Annotated in this window: 4 protein-coding genes; all 4 read left to right on the top strand. The window is 73.8% G+C overall.

Annotated elements, in window-relative coordinates; genetic code table 11:
• The first annotated feature begins 104 nt into the window (after window positions 1-104).
• The 4 genes from GA0115233_RS32550 (at window position 105) to GA0115233_RS32535 (ending at window position 16,894) form a co-directional block, all read left to right on the top strand.
• Entirely contained in the window at window positions 105-1,157 is a 1,053-nt protein-coding gene (locus GA0115233_RS32550) for a ParB/RepB/Spo0J family partition protein (RefSeq protein WP_093723926.1), read from the top strand.
• Between the two features lie 553 nt (window positions 1,158-1,710).
• Entirely contained in the window at window positions 1,711-10,209 is an 8,499-nt protein-coding gene (locus GA0115233_RS32545; protein ID WP_255310431.1) for a type I polyketide synthase, read from the top strand.
• Window positions 10,206-13,568 (top strand): type I polyketide synthase, encoded by a 3,363-nt coding sequence (locus tag GA0115233_RS32540; protein WP_093723924.1) that lies wholly within the window; start codon window positions 10,206-10,208, stop codon window positions 13,566-13,568. Before GA0115233_RS32545 ends, GA0115233_RS32540 begins: the two co-directional genes overlap by 4 nt.
• Complete coding sequence (locus GA0115233_RS32535) at window positions 13,565-16,894, top strand: non-ribosomal peptide synthetase (RefSeq protein ID WP_093723923.1); 3,330 nt, start codon at window positions 13,565-13,567, stop codon at window positions 16,892-16,894. The genes GA0115233_RS32540 and GA0115233_RS32535 overlap by 4 nt, the downstream gene beginning before the upstream one ends.
• Window positions 16,895-16,896 lie beyond the last annotated feature (2 nt).

Here is a 16,896-nt window from a genome sequence, read left to right as displayed (position 1 = left end):
TCAAATTCTGTTGGACCCCCCATGCGCCCCGGGAACCCGCCGGAGTTCCGGCGGGACGCACCACACGTACCCCGTCCAGTGCAGAGCTATGGAGGGAGCGCCGCGTGTCCGACTCACGGCCGGATGGCAAGCCGAGGTCGCCCATCGACGAGAATCACCTCACTCAGCACACCCAGTGGATCCCCGTCGACTCGTTAGCGGCGGCCGACTCTCCCCGGCTCGCGGGAGAGATCGAGGAACACGCCAGGTCGCTGGCCGAGTCGGGGGCCGCACTGCCGCCCATCGTCGTCCACCGCCCCACCATGCGCGTAGTGGACGGCATGCACCGGCTGCGCGCGGCCGAGCTGCGCGGCGACCGCCTCATCGAGGTCCGGTTCGTCGACGGCAGTGTCGAGGACGCCTTCGTCCTCGCCGTGCAGCTCAACGCCGAGCACGGGATGCCGCTCTCCCGGCAGGACCGCACGGCCGCCGCCGTACGCATCATGCGCAGCCACCCCGCCTGGTCCGACCGGCGCATCGCCGCCGTCACCGGGCTGTCGCCCGGCGCGGTGGGATCCCTGCGCGCCAATGCCCGGGACACCCCGCAACTCACCCTGCGCATCGGCAGGGACGGCCGCAAACGCCCTGTTGACGCGACCGCCGGACGGCTGGCCGCCAGCAGAGTCATCGCCGAGTTCCCGGACGCCTCCCTGCGCGAGATCGCCAGCAGAGCGGGCATCGCGGTGGCCACCGCACGCGACGTACGACGCCGCATCCGGCTGGGGCAGGACCCGGTGGCACCCAAGTTCCGTCCCACCGCCCTGGAGTCACCCGCCCGCGAGAAGGTGCCCGCGGACCGGCCCGAGGCCGCCGAGCCGGCCACTCCGCAGCCGGTGTGGGAGGGCGTGCTGTCCAGCATGCGCCGCGACCCCTCGCTCAGGATGTCCGAGATCGGGCGCACCCTGCTCCAGCTGCTGCGCGCCCACCTGCTCACCACGGAACAGCGGCAGGACCTCATCGACGGCATCCCCGCCCACCGCGCCGCGGACGTGGCGCAGATGGCCCGGGTGTGTGCCTCGCGGTGGCTGGAGTTCGCCATCGACATCGAGTGCCGGGAAACGGCCGCCAAGGGCGGAACGGGGGAGCAGAGCGTGCGTCAGCTCTCCTCCGGCGCCTGAGCGTTCCTCCAGAGAACCGATAGATCACCCCCTCGCGCCCCGCCTGGGTCCCGGGCACCTGTCCCGGCACCCAGGCGGGGCGCGGTGCGTCCGCCCACCGCCGCCTGCATGGTTCGGATTCCCTTCGGTCCTCGGAGCACGGATTCGGTCAAGTTCGATCCAAGGAATTCGATTCATGCTGCACTCCACCGGCGCTTGAGTCCAGGGGTACTCACCACAATCCCGCACAGGGGTGTTCAACTGTTCGCTCCGGTCAGTTGAACACCCCTGAATTCCGTTCGGCCTCCGGCGCTGCGGGCGTTCCTTGACGCGTCGCGCGGGCTGCTGGATGCTGACTGCCGAACGGGGAAATTCATCGTGAAATTAGTTCCTGCCCCGGCACCTTTTCATTCGTTGACCGCCGACCTGCCGCGCCCGGACACCTGAGTTCCGGGAAACTCCGTGCGCATGACGGATTCCCGCGGCGTCCCGGGACGGCTTTTCGAGCTGCCCAACGTGAGAGGAACGTCCGATGCCGGGCCGCGATTCCGAATCCCTTGTCGACCATTTCCGGATGACCTTCGCGGAGCATCCGCGGCACCGGACCTTCCGCTTCCTCGTGGACGGCGAGGGCGAGCCGCAGACCCTCACCGACGCCGAGGTCGACCTGTGGGCCCGCGCCATCGCCGCGACGCTCCGCGAGCGCTGGGGCGCGGGCGAACGGGCCCTGATCCTCTGCCCGTCGGGCCTGGACTACATGGTCTCCTTCTTCGCCTGCCTCTACGCCGGCGTCATCGCGGTCCCCGCCTACCCGCCCGACCCCGCCTTCCTCAAACGGACCCTGCCGCGCCTCCTCGGCGTCATCGAGGACGCCGAGCCGGTCGTGATCCTCGCCCCCGCGAAGACCGTCGCCCTAGCCGACACGTTCGCCGAAAACGCCCCGGCGCTACGGAACATCGCCTGGCTCGCCGTCGACGAGGTGGACCCCGGCGCCGCCGGCACCTGGCGGCACCCGGGCACCCGCCGCGAGGACATCGCCTTCCTGCAGTACACCTCCGGCTCCACCAGCCGCCCCAAGGGCGTGATGGTCGGCCACGGCAACCTGCTGCACAACATCGACGCCCTCTTCGACCGGCTCTTCGACCGCGACGCCACCGGCCAGCACGTCGTCAGCTGGCTGCCGCCCTTCCACGACATGGGCCTGATCTTCAGCCTGCTGACCCCCGCCTACGCCGGGTTCCCCGTCACCTTCATGGCCCCGTACTCCTTCCTCAAGCGCCCCTACCGCTGGCTGAAGGCCATCTCCGACACCGGCGCCACCGCGAGCGCCGCGCCCAACTTCGCCTACGACCTCGCCGTGGCCAAGGTGACCGAGCGGGAGCGCGGCACGCTGGACCTGAGCCGGTGGCGGGCGGCGGCCAACGGCGCCGAACCGGTGCGCCGGGAGACCATGGAGCGCTTCTCCGCCGCCTTCGCCGACTGCGGCTTCCGCCCCACCGCCCACCTGCCCTCCTACGGGCTCGCCGAAGGCACCCTGATGGTCTCCACCGGCGATGTGCGCGCCGACGCCCTGTGCCGGGACCTGGCCCCGGACGCCCTGGAGGCCGGCCGCGCCGAGAGCGCCGCGCCGGACGGCCCGGCCCGCACCGTCGTCGGCTGCGGCACCTCCGTCTCCGACCAGCGGGTCGCCGTCGTGGACCCCCGCACCCGCACCGCGCTGCCCGAGGGACACGTCGGCGAGATCTGGGTGGCCGGTCCCAGCGTCGCCCACGGCTACTGGCGCCGCACCGAGGAGACCGAGAACACCTTCCGCGCCCACCTGGCCGACACCGGCGAGGGCCCCTTCCTGCGCACCGGCGACGTCGGCTTCACCGACGGCCCGGAGATCTACGTCACCGGCCGGGCCAAGGACGTGATCATCATCGCGGGCCGCAACCACTACCCGCAGGACATCGAGCGCACCGTGGAGTCGGTGGACCGCGGGCTCCGGCAGGGCTGCGGAGTGGCCGGCTCCCGCGACCTCGACGGCGAGGAGCGGCTGATCGTCGTCCAGGAGTACCGCGGCAGCAAGGACCCCGCCGAACACCGGCGGATCATCGCCGCGATCCGCGAGGAACTCGCCCGCGAACACGGCCTCCAGGCCTACGCCGTCGCCCTGGTGCGGGCGGGCACCGTACCGAAGACCACCAGCGGCAAACTCCAGCGCGGCGCCTGCCTGGACGCCTTCCTGCGCGGGGAGCTGAGGGAGGTCGCGGTGTGGCGGCAGGACCGGGACGGGGCCCTGCCCACCGGTGGGCGGGAGTTCCCGACCGCGAGTGCACCCGAGATCGAGCGCTGGCTGAGGGAGGCTCTGGCCGAGGCGACCGGCGGCCGTCCGGAAGCCGTCGACCCGAGGCTGCCGTTGGCCGCGTACGGCCTGCAGTCGGTGCAGATGGTCACCCTGGCCGGAGACCTCGAACGGCGCCTGGGGCGGCCGGTGGAGGCGACGGTGGTGTGGGAACACCCCACCGTGGAGCGGCTGGCCGCGCATCTGGCGGGCACGGTGACGGCGGCCACGCCCGTCGATGAGGCCTCAACTCCCGCACCGGTGACGCCCGTCCAGGAAGCCTCAACCCCCGCACCGGTGACGCCTGTCCAGCAGGCCGCAACCCCCGCGCCTGAGACGCCCGCAGAGGCCGACCCCGTCGCCATCGTCGGCATCGGCTGCCGCTTCCCCGGCGGAGCCGACAACCCCGACGACTTCTGGCAGTTGCTCAGCGAAGGACGCGACGCGATCACGGAGGTCCCCGCCGACCGCTGGAACGCCGACGACTTCACCTCCGACGACCCGAGGACACCCGGCCGCACCAACAGCCGCTGGGGCGGATTCCTCGACGGCGTCGACCGGTTCGACCCGGGCTTCTTCGGCATCGCCCGCCAGGAAGCCGTACGGATGGACCCGCAGCAGCGCCTGCTCGCCGAGGTCGCCCACGAGGCACTGGAGGACGCGGGGCTGCCCGCCGACCGGCTGGCCGGAGCACGCGCCGGGGTCTTCGTCGGGATCTCCACCTTCGACTACGCCATGCGCCAGCTGCGCGACCTGGACGCCATCGACGCCTGGACCGGCACCGGCAGCGCGCTCAGCATCGCCGCCAACCGCCTGTCCTACCTGCTGGACCTGCGCGGCCCCAGCATCGCCGTGGACACCGCCTGCTCCAGCTCCCTGGTGGCGGTCCTCCAGGCCGCCGCGAGCCTGGAGCGAGGGGACTGCGAGCTGGCCCTCGCCGGCGGGGTGAACCTGGTGCTGTCCCCGGCGCAGGCGATCAACTTCAGCAAGGCGGGCGCCATGTCCGCCGACGGCCGCTGCAAGCCCTTCGACGCCGCCGCCGACGGCTATGTGCGCTCCGAGGGCGCCGGGATCGTCGTACTCAAGCCGCTCAGCAGGGCGTTGGCCGACGGCGACCGCGTGTACGCGGTGATCCGCGGCGGCGCGGTCAACTCCGACGGCGCCAGCAACGGCCTGATGGCCCCCAACCCGCAGGCGCAGGAAGCGGTGCTGCGGGACGCGTACGCACGGGCCGGGGTGAGCCCGGCCGACGTGCGCTACGTCGAGGCGCACGGCACCGGAACCAGCCTGGGCGACCCGATCGAAGCCAAGGCGCTCGGCGCCGTGCTCGGCGAGGGGCGGGACCCGCGACGGCCGTGCCTGATCGGCTCGGTGAAGTCCAACCTCGGGCACATGGAGTCGGCGGCCGGGATCGGCGGACTGATCAAGACCGCCCTCGTGCTCCACCACCGGGCCGTGCCACCCACCGTCCACTACCGGTCACCCAACCCGCACATTCCCTTCGACAGGCTGCCGTTGCGGGTCGCGGACGCCCTGCACCCCTGGCCCGACGACGGCCCCGCCGTGGCAGGCGTCAGCTCCTTCGGGTTCGGCGGCACCAACGCCCACGTGGTACTGGAGGCCGCCCCGCCGGCCGACCCCCGGCCCGTGCCCGAGGGAGCGGTGCTGCTGCCCGTCTCGGCCCGCACCGAACAGGCGCTGCGCGACCTCGCCGCCCGCTACGAGTCCCACCTCGCCGACACCGATCTCACGCCCGGCGCCCTCGCCGCGGCGGCGGCGCTGCGCCGCACCCACCACGAGCACCGGCTGACCTGCACCGGCACCACCCCGGACGAACTCCGCGCCGCCCTGGCCGCGTTCACCCGCGGCGAGCAGGCCCCCGGCCTCACGGCGGGCGTCCGGCGCGTCGGCCGCCGCCCCAAGCCGGTGTTCGTGTGCGCCGGACAGGGCCCGCGCTGGTGGCCCGTGGCCACCGACCTGCTCGCGCAGGAGCCCGTCTTCCGGGCCGCCGTCGAACGCGCCGACGCGCTGCTGCGCCGCCACACCGACTTCTCCCTGCTGGAGCAGCTCACCGCCGACCAGGACCGCTCCCGGCTGGCGGACACCGCCGTCGGACAGCCCGCCCTCGTCGCCGTCCAGATCGCGCTGGCCGCGCTGTGGCGGTCCTGGGGCGTGGAACCCGCCGCCGTGGTCGGACACAGCGTCGGCGAGATCAGCGCCGCCCACATCAGCGGCGCCCTCCCCCTGGAGGACGCCCTCCTCGTCGCGCTGCACCGGGGCACCGTGCTGCACTCCGCCGCGGGCCGGGGCCGTATGGCCGTCGTGGGACTGCCCGCCGACGACGCGCGCCGCATGCTCGCCGAGCGCCGGCCCGGCCAGGTGTGGGTGGCGGCGGCCAACAGCCCCCACGCCACCGTCCTGTCCGGCGAGGCCGCGACCCTCACGGAGCTGGCCCGCACCCTGGAGGGCGAGGGTGTGTACTGCCGCCTCCTGGAGTCCGTCGACTTCGCCTCGCACTGCCCGCTGATGGAACCCGTCGCGAGCGAGCTGTGGCGGCTGCTGCCCGGACTGACCCCGCGCGCCGCCGCCGTACCCATGCACTCCACGGTCACCGGAGAGCCGGTACCCGGAGAATCCCTGGACGCGGAGTACTGGGCCTCGAACCTCACCCGCCCCGTCCTCTTCGACCGGGCCGTCACCGCGCTCGCCGAGTCCGGGCACAACACCTTCGTCGAGCTCTCCCCGCACCCGATGCTCATCGACGCCCTGACGGAACGCCTCTCCTCCTACGACGACACCGTCGCCGTGCCCTCGCTGCGCCGCGACGAACCGGGCCGCCCCGCCCTGCTGACCGGCCTCGGACGCCTGTACAGCACCGGCTACCCGGTGGACTGGCAGCGGCTGTACGGCACACCCGGCCCCGTGGCACCGCTGCCGACGTACCCGTGGCAGCGCACCCGGTGCTGGTTCGGCGACGACACCGCCGTACGCCGCCCGGCCGGGGACGGTCACCCCGTACTGCGCGCCCCGGTGCGCTCCGCGGTCGCCCCGCACGCCGACCACTGGTCCGCGCCCGTGGCCCTGGAGGGCTTCCGGTACCTGGCGGACCACCGGGTCGCCGGGGCGGCGGTGCTCCCCGCCGCCCTGGTCCTGGACGCGGCACTCGCCGCGGCCCGCACCCGGCTCGGACCGGACGCCACCGTGACCGACCTGCACCTGACCCGCTTGACGGCGCTGCCCGAGCGCTGCGAGGGCGACACCGTGCAACTGGTCCTGATGCCCGGGACCGGCTCGCTGCGCCTGTTCACACGGGCGGGACAGGACGACGACTGGGCGGAGACGGCGCGGGGTTCCTGCCGTCGTGGGGCGGGCGGTCCCGCTGCCGGTCCGCTGTCCGAGGCGCGGGCGCGGTGCGCCGACGCCGTCGACGCGGGCGATCACTATGCCGCGATGCGGCGGGCGGGACTGTCGTACGGCCCGGCGTTCCAGGGCGTCGGCGAGCTGTGGCGCGGGGCGGGGGAGGCGCTGGCCCGGTTGCGTGACCGGGCGGAGCTGACCGACGACCTGGCTGCCCACCTGATCCATCCCGCGGTCCTGGACAGCGCCCTGCAGACCCTGGGCGCCGCCCTCGGCGACTCCCTGGGGGACGCCACGTATCTGCCGGTGAGGGTGGGGACGTTCACCCTCTTCGCCGAGCGGGCGGTCCCGCGCTGGGCCCACGCCTCGGTCACCGCGCCGGACCCGGACGCCGAGGAGATCACGGGCGCCGAGGTCGTGCTCTACGACGACTCCGGTGCCGTGGTCGGGGAACTGACCGGGGTCGCGCTGCGCCGCGTGCAGGGCAGTGGCGCCATCGAGCCGGCCGGGCGGGACGTGTACCGCGTCGCCTGGCAGGAGACCGAGGCCGAAGCCGCCGGGGACCGGTCCCCGGGGCGCTGGCTGGTGCTCGCCGACCGGGGCGGGGTCGGCGCCGGGATCGCGGCGGCACTCACCGCCCGCGGGGGCACCTGTGTCACTGCCGACGAGGACCCCCTTGGTGCCCTGCGCGCCGAACTCGCGGGCGGCCTCGACGGCATTGTCGACGCCCGCGCCCTGGACCTCGACCTCGCCGAGGACGCCACGCCCGAGCAACTCCTCGCCGCCCATGATGCCGCCTGCCTGCCCGTTCTCGAACTCGTGCAGCTCCTCGCCGAGTTGGAGGCGGCGCCCCGTCTGACCCTGCTCACGCGCGGCGCCCAGCAGGCCGCCGACGAGCAGCGGACCGCGGTGGCCCAGGCGCCGCTGTGGGGCCTGGCCCGGGTCGTCACGCTGGAGCACGGCGAACTGCGCCCGCTGATCGTCGACCTCGACCCGGACCGCCCGGACGACGAGACCGACCGGATCGTGGCCGAAGTGCTGCGCCCCGGCGACGACGACCAGGTCGCCCTGCGCGCCGGAACCCGTCGCACCCCGGCCCTGCGGCCCTGGACGGACAGCGGGGCCGAGACGCGGGCACCCCGGTGGCCCTTCGACCCGGACCGCGACGGCAACCACCGCATCCTCGCCGCACGCCCAGGCATGCTGTCGACTCTGCGTTCCACCCAGTGGCACCGCACCCCGCCGGGACCCGGCGAGGTGGAGGTCGAAGTGGCTGCCGCCGGGCTGAACTTCAGCGACGTGCTCAAGGCCATGAACACCTACCCGGGAGCTGACGGAAGGGTGCCGCTGGGCGCCGAGTGCGCGGGCCGGATCAGCGCCGTCGGCGAGGGCGTCAGCCACGTCCGGGTCGGCGATCCGGTGCTGGCCGTCGGCGGGAACGCCCTGGCCGCGTACGTCACCGTCAGCGGCGCGCTGGTCGCCCCGCTGCCGAGCGGGCTGACCCTCGACCAGGGCGCCGCCGTGCCCATCGCCTTCCTCACCGCCGTGCACTGCCTGGAGCGCCTGGCCCACCTTCGCAAGGGCGAGAAACTGCTGATCCACTCCGCGACCGGCGGCGTCGGCCTCGCCGCCCTCCAGGTCGCCCGCCGCCATGGCGCCGAGGTGCTGGCCACCGCGGGCAGCGAGGAGAAGCGGCGACTGCTGCGCTCGCTCGGCGTGGAGCACGTGATGGACTCCCGCTCGCTGGACTTCGCCGACGAGGTCGTGCGGGTCACCGGCGGACGCGGTGTGGACGTGGTCCTCAACTCGACCACGGGCGAGGCCCTGGTGCGCAGCATGGAACTGCTCGCGCCCGGCGGCCGGTTCGTGGAGATCGGCAAGCGGGACATCCACGGCGGCAGCCACATCGGGCTGGACCTGTTCAAGGACAACCGGTCCTTCCACGCCGTCGACCTGGAGCAGACCATCCGCGAACAGCACGCCCTGATCGCCGAGTTGCTCCACGAGGTCCACGAGGGCTTCGAGCGCGGGGAGTTCAGCGCGCTTCCGGTGACTGTCCACCCGTACGGCGAGGCCCCGGCCGTGTTCGCCACGATGGCCAGGGCGCAGCACACCGGCAAGCTGGTGCTGCGGCCCGAGGAGCGCCAACTCATCAGTCGGGCACCGGACTCGGCGCCCGTGCGGCCCGACGCCAGTTATCTGATCACCGGTGGTCTGGGCGCCCTCGGCCTGGAGACCGCCCGCTATCTGGTCGCCCAGGGCGCCCGGCACCTGGTGCTGGCCGGACGCAGCGCCCCGTCGCCCGAGGCCGAGCGCGCCGTGGCCGCCCTGCGCGGGTCGGCGCGGGTGCACACCGTGCGCGCCGACCTCTCCCGGGCCGAGGACGTGGCCGCCGTGCTGGACCGTATCGACGCCACGATGCCGCCCCTGGCCGGGATCGTCCACGCGGCCGGTGTCCTCGACGACGGACTGCTCACCGGCCTCGACCGGGACCGCTTCCGGGCCGTCGCCGCGCCCAAGTCCGTCGCCGCCTGGCATCTGCACCGCGCCACCGCCGGACGCGACCTGGACTTCTTCGTCCTGTACTCCTCCGCGGCGGCCGTGCTCGGCTCGCCCGGACAGGGCAACTACGCCGCCGCCGGCGCCTTCGTCGACGCCCTGGCCCACCACCGCAGGTCCCTGGGCCTGCCCGCGCTGAGCATCGACTGGGGGCCGTGGGCCGAGATCGGACTCGCGGCCCGTCCGGAGCGCGGCGCCGCCCTGTCCGCGCGCGGCGTGGAGAGCATCCGCCCCGAGGACGGCATCGCCACTCTCGACCTGCTGCTGCGTGGCACGGAGACCCAGCTGTGCGTCCTGCCGGTGGACCGCGACAAGCTCCGCGGTCACCTCGGCGGTGGCCTGCTGGGGACCCTGGTCCAGGAATCCGGCGGCGCCGAGGCGGCGCCACGGGGGCAGGACGACGTACGGTGCCGAATGCTCGCCGTCGAACCCGGGCGCCGGCGCCGGGCGGTGCTGACCGAGCACTGCCGCACCCTGGCCGCCCGGGTGGTGGGCGCCGAACCCGGCACGGTCGACACCAGCGCCCCCTTCACCGCCATGGGCTTCGACTCGCTGCTCGCCCTGGAGCTGCGCACGGGCCTGGAGACCTCGCTCGGGGTGTCCCTGCCCACCACCGTCACCTGGCGGTTCCCGGCCATCGACAAGCTCGTGCCCTATCTCGCCGAGCGCATGGAGATCGAGCTGGAGCCTTCCGCCGCGCCCGCCCCGGCTGTGCCGGAACCCGTCGCCGAGGACGACGGACTGCCGGACCTCGACACCATGTCGGCCGCCGAGCTCGAAGCCCTGCTGCTGGCCAGGACGAACCAGATCGACGAAGGGGGTCAGCGATGACCGGACCCGGACAGGGCGGCACCTCGGCCGACACCCTCAAGCGGGCCTATCTGACCATGGAGCGGCTCCAGCGCCGCATCGAGGAGTACGAGCGCGCCCGCAGCGAGCCGATCGCCGTCGTCGGCGTCGGCTGCCGCTTCCCCGGCGGTGTCACCGACACCGAGACCTATTGGCAGCTGCTGGTCAACGGGGTCGACGCCATCCGGGACATCCCGGCCGACCGCTGGGACAACGCGGCCTTCTACGACGAGGAGCAGGGCAAGCCGGGGGTCATCAACACCCGCAGCGGCGGGTTCCTGGACCGCATCGACCGGTTCGACCACGACTTCTTCGGTATCTCCCGCCGCGAGGCGCTGGCGATGGACCCCCATCAGCGGCTGACCCTGGAGGTGGCCTGGGAGGCCCTGGAGAACGCGGGGCAGGCGCCCACCGCACTGGCCGGCAGCCGTACCGGCGTGTTCATGGGCGTGGCCAGCTCCGACCACGTCACCGCCCGCATCCGGGGCCCGGAGGACGTCACCGCCTACACCAGCTCCGGCGCCGCGCTCAGCTTCATTCCCGGCCGGATCGCCTACCTCCTCGACCTGCGCGGCCCCAACGTCGCCGTGGACACCGCCTGTTCGTCCTCGCTGGTCGCGGTGCACCAGGCGTGCCAGAGCCTGCGGTCGGGGGAGTGCGACACCGCGCTCGCCGGAGGCGTCAACGTGGTGCTCTCGCCGGTGCTGCTGATCTCCCAGTCGCAGTTCGGGTCGGTGTCCCGGCAGGGGCGGGCGAAGTCCTTCTCCGACGACGCGGACGGCTATGTGCGCGGCGAGGGGTGCGGGATCGTCGTCCTCAAGCGGCTCTCCGACGCCGTGCGCGACGGCGACCAGGTGCTGGCGCTGGTCCGCGGGGGAGCGGTCAACCAGGACGGCCGCAGCTCCGGTATCACCGCCCCCAACGGCGCCGCCCAGCGCGAGGTGTACCGGGCCGCCCTCGCCGCCAGTGGCGTCGAACCGCACCAGGTCGGCCTGATCGAGACGCACGGCACCGGCACCCGGCTCGGCGACCCGATCGAGGCCGAGTCGCTCGCGGACGTGTACGGGCGGCCCACCGGCAGCCCGGTGTACCTCGGCGCCGTGAAGACCAACTTCGGCCATCTGGAGGCCGCCGCGGGCGCCGCCGGACTGATCAAGGCCGCGCTCTGCCTGGCCCACGGCGAGATCCCGCCCAACCTGCACTTCACCCGGCTGAACACGAACATCTCCTTCGCGGGAACGACGTTCACCGTGCCCACCCAAGTCACCGCCTGGCCCGAGCCGGAGGGCGGCCGGCGCTTCGCGGCCGTGAGCAGCTTCGGCCTCAGCGGCACCAACGCCCACCTGATCCTCCAGCAGGCCGACCCCGCCCCGGCGCCCGCGCCGGACGAGCGGCGCCCCGCCTCGGTGCTGCCGCTGTCCGCCCGCACCGAGACCGCCCTGGAAGAGCTGGCCCGCCGCTACCGCGACCGGCTCCGCGCACCCGACGACACGCCGCTCGCCGACCTGTGCCACTCCGCGGGCACCGGCCGCGCGCACTTCCGGCACCGGCTCGCCGCGGTCGGCGCCGACCGCGAGGAGGTCGCCGCACGGCTGGACGCCTTCCTGCGCGGCGACGGCGACCCCGGCCTGGTGCACGACGAGGCCGAGGACACCGACGTCGTCTTCCTCTTCACGGGCCAGGGCGCCCAGCGCCCCGGCATGACGGCCCGCCTCTATCAGACCCAGCCCACGTTCCGGCGGACCCTCGACACCTGCGCGGAGATCCTCCGCCCGCTGCTGGGACGGCCGTTGCTGTCCGTCCTGTTCCCGGCCGATCCGGCGGACACGCGGATCAACGACACCGCGTACGCCCAACCCGCCACGTTCGCCGTCGAGTACGCGACGGCCCAGCTGTGGCGGTCCTGGGGCGTGGAGCCCGCCGCCGTCCTCGGGCACAGCTTCGGTGAGTGCGTGGCCGCCTGCGTGGCGGGCGCGATGTCGCTGGAGGACGGACTGGCCTTCACCGTCGAACGGGCCCGCATCATCGAGCAGTTCTGCAAGCCCGGCACCATGGCGGCGGTGTTCGCGCCGGAGGCCGAGGTGGCCGCGCGGATCGCCGACGACCTCGACCGCATTTCGATCGCCGCCGTCAACGGCCCCGCGAACACCACCATTTCCGGGGAGCGGGACCTGGTCGAGGAGATCTGCGCCGAGTTCACCGCCCGCGGCATCACGACCAAGCCGCTGCACATCGCCTCCGCGGGCCACTCCCCGCTCATGGACCCGGTCCTCGACCCCCTGCGCAAGGCCGCCCGGCGCATCGCCTTCAAGGCCCCGGCCGTCCCGCTGGTCTCCAACGTCACCGGTGGACTGTGGCCCTGGGACCAGGCGCCCGACGCCGAGCACTGGTGCCGGCACGTCCGGCGGACCGTACGCTTCGCCGACGGTGTGCGCACCCTGCACGACCTGGGATACCGGGCCTTCCTGGAGGTCGGCCCCGCGCCCACCCTGCTCGGACTGGTCAGCGACGCCCTGCCGCCCGACCACGACGACCTCCTGCTGCCCAGCCTGCGCCCCAGGACCGACGACTGGGAGGTGCTGCTCCCCACGGTCGCCGCGCTGTACGCGCGCGGCGCCACGGTCGACTGGGCCGGATTCGACCGGGACTACACCCGGGCCCGGACCGTCCTGCCGACCTACCCCTTCGACCCCACCGACTGCTGGGAACCGCCCCGCCCCTGGCACCGCACCGAGGCCCCCGCGGGAACGGCGTCGGAGGCACCCCGGCAGGAGGCGGCCACGGCGGCCCCCGCCCGGCGCCGGGGCAGGCGCCGCAACAGCCCCATCCCCACGGCCGAGGAACTCCTCGGACTGCCCGAGGCCGAGCGGCTGCCCACGCTCACCGAGCAATTCCTCCGCGCCGTCCAGCACGTACTCGGCTCCGCGTCCGCCTCCGCCGGTCTGGACGAGCCGCTCACCGGGCTCGGCCTGGACTCCCTGATGGCCGTGGAACTGCGCAACGACCTCCAGAACCGGCTCAATGTCACGCTCCAGATCACCGACTTCCTGGGCGGCGCCACCATCCGCTCGGTCGCGCGGACCGTCCTCGACCGGCTCGCGTCCGGTGACGGCACCTCCGGACCCGCCGAGGAAACCCCGCGTGCGCACCCCTCACCGATCCGCCGTCGCCGCAGGTCCGAGGAGCGCGCCGCCGCCGACGTACTGGCGGAACTCGGGGAAGCCTCGGGAGGGACCGCCGACGCATTGGCACAACTCGGGGAAGCCGACGCCCCGGGAGGGATCGCCGACGTACCGGCGCGACCCGGTGACGAGCGTCCGTCCGGAGAGGACCGCCCGTGACCGAGGACCTCGACGCGCGGCTCGCCGCCCTCACCCCGGAGCAGCGAGCCCGGTTCGACGAGCTGATGGCCCGGCGCCGGGCCACCGAGGACACCTTCCCGCTGTCCGTCCTGCAGCGCGGCACCTGGTTCCTGGAGCAGCTCCGGCCGCACAACCCCGGCTACCTCGTGCCCGGCGCCGTCCGCGTCGCCGGTCCGCTGGACGCCGATGTCCTGCGGGCCGCCGTCACCGAGATCGTCCGCAGGCACGAGGCGCTGCGCACCACGTTCCGCGTCGACAACGGCACCCCGGTCCAGGTGGTGCGCCCCGACCCGGTCCTGGACTTCGAGGTGACAGACCTGCGCGGCGACGCCTTCACGGCCGCCGACCGGCAGCGCCACCTCGAACGGGCGCTCACCGAACCCCTCGACATCGCCACCGGCCCCCTGCTGCGGGTGCGGCTGCTGCGCACCGGCCCCGAGGAGTCGGTGCTCGCGACCGCCATGCACCATCTGATCTCCGACCGCTGGTCCACGGCCGTCTTCCTGTCCGAACTCACCGACCTGTACGAGGCGTTCGCCGCCGGGCGTCCCTCCCCGCTGCCCGCACTGGAGATCCAGTACGGCGACTTCGCCGAATGGCAGCACCAGCGGCTGGAGGACGGGGCCTGGGAGGACGATCTGGCGTACTGGCTGGACCACCTGGACGGCGCCCCGTCGGCCCTGGACCTGCCCACCGACCGGCCGCGCCCCGCCGTCCAGGGCTTCAACGGCAGCTTCGTCCCCGTCGAACTGCCCCCGTCCCTCATGCGCGAGCTGGGCGCCCTGGCCGGCCGGCACGGCGCCACCCCGTACATGGCGCTGCTCGCCGTCCTGCAGATCCTGCTGCACCGGCACACCGGCCAGGACGACCTCGTCGTCGCCGTGCCCGTCGCCCAGCGCGACCGGGCCGAAGTGGAGCCGCTCATCGGCTACTTCGTAAACACCCTGGCGATCCGGACCGACGTCGGCGGCAACCCGGCCTTCACCACCGTCCTCGCCCGGGTCCGGGACGCGTGCCTGGGCGCCTACGCGCACCAGGAGGTGCCGTTCGAGCTGGTGGTGGCGGGGCGCAACCTGCCCCGCGACCTCAGCCGCCCGCCGCTGGCCCAGGTCAGCTTCAGCTACGGCCGCGAACCGGTACCGCCCCGCGCCCTGGGCGGCGCCGAGGTGACCCGGATCCCCGTCAACAGCCAGGGCGCGCGCTTCGACCTGGAACTCCAGGCCTTCGACACCGACGGCGGTCTCACCGGCTGGTTCGAGTACGACCGGGACCTGTTCGACGAGGCCACCGTCGTCCGTATCGCCGACCGCTTCCGCCGCCTGGTCGAGCAGGCCGCCGCCGCGCCGGACACCCCGGTCGACGACTTCGACCTGCTCGACGAGGCCGAGCGGCACCTGCTGCTCACCGAGTGGAACGCCACCGCACGGGACTGGGGGACGGCAGGCCCGGTCCACGAGTGCTTCGAGGAGCAGGTCCGCCGCCATCCGGAGGCGGTGGCGGTCCGGTACGAGGGCCGCTCCGTCGGCTACGACACCCTCAACCGCCGCGCCAACCGGCTCGCCCACCTCCTGCGCGAGCACGGGGTCGGTCCGAACGTCGTCGTCGGCGTGGCCGTGGAACGCTCCGTGGAGCTGGTGGTGTGCCTGCTGGCGGTGCTGAAGGCGGGCGGCGCCTACACCCCGCTCGACCTCGACCTCCCGGCCGCCCGGCTCGCCGCCATCGCCGAGGACGCCCTGCCCCCGGTGGTCCTCACCCACGGCCCGGCACAGGACCGGCTGCCCCCGCTGGACTGCCCGGTCCTCGACGCCGACGCCCTCACCACCGAACTGGCCGCGCAGCCCGACCACGACCCCGGTGTGACCGTGGACGGCGAGGACCTGGCCTACGTCATCTTCACCTCGGGCTCAACCGGCCGCCCCAAGGGCGTCATGAACGTCCACGCCGCCCTGCGCAACCGCCTGCTGTGGATGCAGGACACCTACCGTCTGGACGCCTCCGACCGGGTCCTGCAGAAGACGCCGTTCTCCTTCGACGTGTCGGTGTGGGAGTTCTTCTGGCCGCTGATGACCGGCGCCACCCTCGTCGTCGCCCGCCCCGGCGGCCACCGCGACAGCGGCTACCTGGCCCGGACCATCGAGGACGAGGCCGTCACCACCGTGCACTTCGTGCCCTCCATGCTCCAGGTCTTCCTCACCGAGCCGGTGGAGAAGTGCACCAGCCTGCGCCGGGTCATCTGCAGCGGCGAGGAACTCACCCGCGACCTGCACGACCGCTTCCTCGCCCGCTCCCACGCCGACCTGCACAATCTGTACGGCCCCACCGAGGCCGCCATCGACGTCACGTCCTGGCACTGCCGCCCCGACGACACCGACCGGCGCCCGGTGCCCATCGGCCGCCCCATCGCCAACACCCGCCTCCACGTCCTGGACCGGCGCCTGCGCCCAGTGCCGATCGGCGTGCCCGGTGAACTCCACATAGGCGGCCGGGGCCTGGCCCGCGGCTACCTGCGCCGCCCCGACCTGACCGCCGAACGGTTCATCGACGACCCCTTCGTCCCCGGCGAACGCCTCTACCGCACCGGGGACTTGGCGCGGTACCGGGCCGACGGCGCACTGGAGTTCCTCGGCCGCCTGGACCACCAGATCAAACTGCGCGGGCTGCGCATCGAACTCGGTGAGATCGAGGCCGTGTTGACGACGCACGACAAGGTCCGCGAGGCCGTCGTCGTCGCACGCGAGCACGGGCCCGGCGACACGCGCCTCGCCGCCTATGTCACGCCCGCCGGAGACAGCCCTCCGGAGGCCGCCGACCTGGCCGCCCACCTGCGGCTCCGGCTACCGGAGTACATGGTCCCGGCGACCTTCACCACGCTAATGCGGCTGCCGCTCACCCCGAGCGGCAAGACCGACCGCAAGGCCCTCCCCGAGCCCTCGGGCAGCCGCCCCGACCTCCGGGCCCGTTTCGTGGCCCCCAGCGACGAGCGCGAGCACACCCTCGCCGAGCTCTGGCGCGAGCTGCTCGGCGTGGAACGCGTGGGCAGCCACGACAACTTCTTCGACCTCGGCGGGCACTCCCTGCTCCTGGCCGAGTTCCGCACCCTTCTCGCCGCCCGCCTCGGCCACGAGCTGACCATGGTCGAACTCTTCCAGCACCCCACCGTGGCCACGCTCGCCGAGTACCTCGGCGGCACCGGCACCCCGGGGGTCGTCGACGGCGCCCGTGAACGCGCCGAGAACCGCCGTCAGTCCCGCGGCCGGCGCCGACGCGCCGCCGAACGCCGGGCTCTCTCCCGCGAAGACAGGTGATC

Origin of the sequence: Streptomyces sp. DI166 (assembly GCF_900091315.1) — a bacterium.
In the GTDB taxonomy this organism is placed as follows: Bacteria; Actinomycetota; Actinomycetes; order Streptomycetales; family Streptomycetaceae; genus Streptomyces; species Streptomyces fuscus.
Note: the sequence above shows the minus strand (reverse complement) of the source record. Positions and strands in the feature narration are given on the sequence as shown.